We start from the raw sequence: 3,468 nt of genomic DNA, 5'->3' as shown, positions 1-3,468 counted from the left end.
CCCACCCCCCGGCCGGTGCCCCGGCCCCGCGGTCAACGGGGCGCCGACAGCGTACCCGTGACCGATTCCTCCGGGAAACACACAACACGCCCGTGAACCAGGCAGTTCGTGTCACTTACCGATCAAACTCAATCCGACGGCCGATACTTGAGGAGTCGTCAATAGGCTATGGATCGGACGGAAACGGTGATTTGAGCAACTGGAGGTAGCGCGCCCGACACGAAGCGTTATTCTCCTCAGACGCAATCCGGTGCCCGCGCATACCTACGTCGGTCAACGGTCCCGCACTGAACGTGATGGAAGCACTGCCTCTGGGAGTCCCGTGTACCCATACGTCGGGGTTGACGCCTCAGGTCTGGCTACGCTGCGCGCGCAGGTGATCGAGCAACTGCGCCTCTTCTCGCCCGCCCTGGCCGTCGCCGGCCCCGCCGCCAGTCCCGCCGCCGGCCAGGTCGCAGGCCCCGCCTACGCCCTCACCGACGGCAGCGCCGCGGTCGGCAGCAGACGTCGGCAGGGCGGCGGCGCGGGCACCCGCGAACGCAGCGGCAGGCAGACCAGGCAGCCGCAGCCCTCGACCGGCGACAGCCGCCGCATGATGGACCTGGTCGAGCGCGCCCAGTCCGGCGAGACCGAGGCGTTCGGCCGGCTCTACGACCAGTACGCCGACACCGTCTACCGCTACATCTACTACCGCGTCGGCGGCCGGGCCACGGCCGAGGACCTCACCTCGGAGACCTTCCTGCGCGCCCTGCGCCGGATCGGTACCTTCACCTGGCAGGGCCGCGACTTCGGCGCCTGGCTGGTGACGATCGCGCGCAACCTGGTCGCGGACCACTTCAAGTCCAGCCGGTTCCGCCTGGAGGTCACCACCGGCGAGATGCTGGACCCCAGCGAGACCGAGCGCAGCCCCGAGGACTCCGTACTGGAGTCGCTGTCCAACACCGCGCTGCTGGAGACCGTCCGCAAGCTCAACCCGCAGCAGCAGGAGTGCGTGACCCTCCGCTTCCTCCAGGGGCTGTCGGTGGCCGAGACCGCCAAGGTGATGGGCAAGAACGAAGGCGCGATCAAGACGCTGCAGTACCGGGCCGTACGCACCCTCGCCCGCCTGCTGCCCGACGACGCCCGCTGACGGGAAGCGATCCCCCTTGACCGTTCCGATACCCGGGGCACCTCCGCCGGTCGAAGTAGTATCAACGCCACCGCGTAACCCGACTGCCCTGCCCGTCGTTGAGCGGGTAGCAGGGCTTCTCCGGCCGCGGCTTGTCCACCTTGACTCACTCCTTCGAGTGAAATGGGTCAAGGAGTACAACGCCGGGGGCGGGATAGGGAGTCCCACACAGAGACCCCGAGTCGACAGGAGGTGCCGTCCGTGATCGGATCCGTATCGGCACACCGGCGGGCGAACGCCTTCGCCCAGGCCCTTGATGAGGAGTCTCGGGCGCAGCAGGCGGAGGCCCTGGCGGCAGATCCCGAGCAGGCCAGGCTGCTGGGCCTCGCGGGACAGCTCGCCTCGGTGCCGGGTCCGACCCTCGACCCCGAGGTCAAGACCGTCCAGCGGACCCAGCTCATCGCCGCCATGGAGGCGATGCTCGCCGAGGACACCGCCGAGAGCACCGAAGCCCCGCTGGTTCCCGCGCCCCGCAAGCGCGGCGCCCACCGCGCGGCGGGCCCGCTGTCCCGGCTGCGCCCGCAGTCCCGCCTCTCCCGCGGCGTGGCCATCGGCGGCGTCGGGGTCGGCGTCGCGACCGGCGCGTTCAGCGCCGCCGCCGCGGTCAGCTCCGACGCCCTCCCGGGCGACACCCTCTACGGCCTCAAGCGCGGCATGGAAGACCTGCGCCGCGGCATGGCCGACGGCGACACCGAGCGCGGTCGCATCTACCTCGACCAGGCGTCCACGCGGCTGAACGAGGCGCGGCGCCTCATGGAGCGGGGCCGCGCAGGCGACCTCGACACCGAGTCGATGAACGAGGTCCGCGAAGCCCTCGACAACGTACGGCACGACGCCGGCGAGGGCCGCAAGCTGCTGCGCGGCGCGTACGACGAGGACGGCTCGCTCGGCCCCATGCAGACCCTCTCCACCTTCTCGCAGAAGAACGAGCGCAGTTGGCAGCAGCTGCGCGACCGGCTCCCCGCCGAGCTGGGCGAGCTGGGCGACGAGGTCAGCTCGGTGTTCGACGCCATAAAGGAGGACGTCGCCCCGCTGTCCTCCCTGCTGCCCGGCCCGGAGGACGACACCTCCCCCAGCGGCAGCGCACCGGGCACCGCGAGCACCGGCGGCGGCCGCACCGACACCGACCCGGCCGAGCCCGCCCCGTCGTCCACGGCCACGGCCGACGGCGAGGTCGGCGACGACGGCGAGCCGAAGCCCAGCGCCACCCAGGAGGGCGGCCTGGTCGGCGAGGACGGCCTCATCGGCGGCGTCCTGCCGGACGAGGACGAGCCGGGCGGCCAGGAGACGGGCGGCAGCTCCACTCCCCCGGAGCAGGAGCCCGGCAAGAAGAAGCCGGAGATCACCCTCCCGCCCCTGCTGCCGCTGCCCGACCTGGGCCTCGACTTCGGCGACGACGAGTAGACGACGAGGAGTAGACGGGAAGCAGCGGCCAGGGGTGGTCAGAAGAAGACCGACCGCCGCTCGACGAGCAGCTTGTACAGCGTGTGCTGGATCGTCTCGCGCACCTGGTCGGTCAGGTTGAACATCAGCATGGGGTCGTCCGCCGCCTCCGGCGGATAGCCGTCCGTGGGGATCGGCTCGCCGAACTCGATCGTCCACTTCGTCGGCAGCGGTACGGCCCCCAGCGCACCCAGCCACGGGAACGTCGGCGTCACCGGGAAGTACGGCAGCCCCAGCAGCCGCGCCACCGTCCTGGCGTTGCCGATCATCGGATAGATCTCCTCGGCCCCGACGATCGAGCACGGCACGATCGGCGCCCCCGCCCGCAGCGCCGTCGAGACGAAGCCGCCGCGGCCGAAGCGCTGCAGCTTGTAGCGGTCGGCGAACGGCTTGCCGATGCCCTTGAAGCCCTCCGGCATCACGCCGACGACCTCGCCCCGCGCAAGCAGCCGCGCCGCGTCGTCGGCGCAGGCCAGCGTGTGCCCGCCCTTGCGGGCCAGCTGGTTGACGAACGGCAGCATGAACACCAGGTCGGCCGCGAGCAGCCGCAGATGGCGGCCGGCGGGGTGGTGGTCGTGGACGGCGACCTGGGCCATCAGCCCGTCCCAGGGCACCACGCCGGAGTGGTTGCAGACGACGAGCGCGCCACCGGTGTCGGGGATGTTCTCGACGCCCTTGACCGTCACCCGGAAGTACTTCTCGAAGACCGGCCGGAAGAGCGGCACGAGCACCTGGTCGGTCAGCTCCGCGTCGTAGCCGAACTCGTCGACCTCGTAGTCGCCCGTCAGCCGCCGCCGCAGGAAGCCCAGCGCGTCGGTGGCCTTGCGCTCCCAGCCGCCGCCCAGGAGGCGCGGCAG

The 3,468-nt window shown here is 71.3% G+C and carries 3 protein-coding genes; 2 read left to right on the top strand and 1 reads right to left on the bottom strand.

Annotation, left to right across the window (positions count from 1 at the left end; all coding sequences use genetic code 11):
- Positions 1 to 322 precede the first annotated feature (322 nt).
- Positions 323 to 1,129 carry an ECF subfamily RNA polymerase sigma factor, BldN family gene (locus tag H5J30_RS22670; RefSeq protein WP_181789229.1) on the top strand — a complete coding sequence of 269 codons (807 nt, stop codon included), beginning with the start codon at positions 323 to 325 and terminating at the stop codon, positions 1,127 to 1,129.
- 240 nt (positions 1,130 to 1,369) lie between these two features.
- Entirely contained in the window at positions 1,370 to 2,572 is a 1,203-nt protein-coding gene (locus H5J30_RS22665; protein WP_181789228.1) for a DUF5667 domain-containing protein, read from the top strand.
- Positions 2,573 to 2,610: 38 nt separating this feature from the next.
- Here H5J30_RS22665 and H5J30_RS22660 read toward each other — a convergent pair.
- On the bottom strand, positions 2,611 to 3,468 hold an 858-nt coding region (locus tag H5J30_RS22660), incomplete at its 5' end, for a lysophospholipid acyltransferase family protein (RefSeq protein WP_181789227.1).

This window comes from Streptomyces phytophilus, assembly GCF_013870535.1.
GTDB classification, from domain to species: domain Bacteria; phylum Actinomycetota; class Actinomycetes; order Streptomycetales; family Streptomycetaceae; genus Streptomyces; species Streptomyces phytophilus.
Note: the sequence above shows the minus strand (reverse complement) of the source record. Positions and strands in the feature narration are given on the sequence as shown.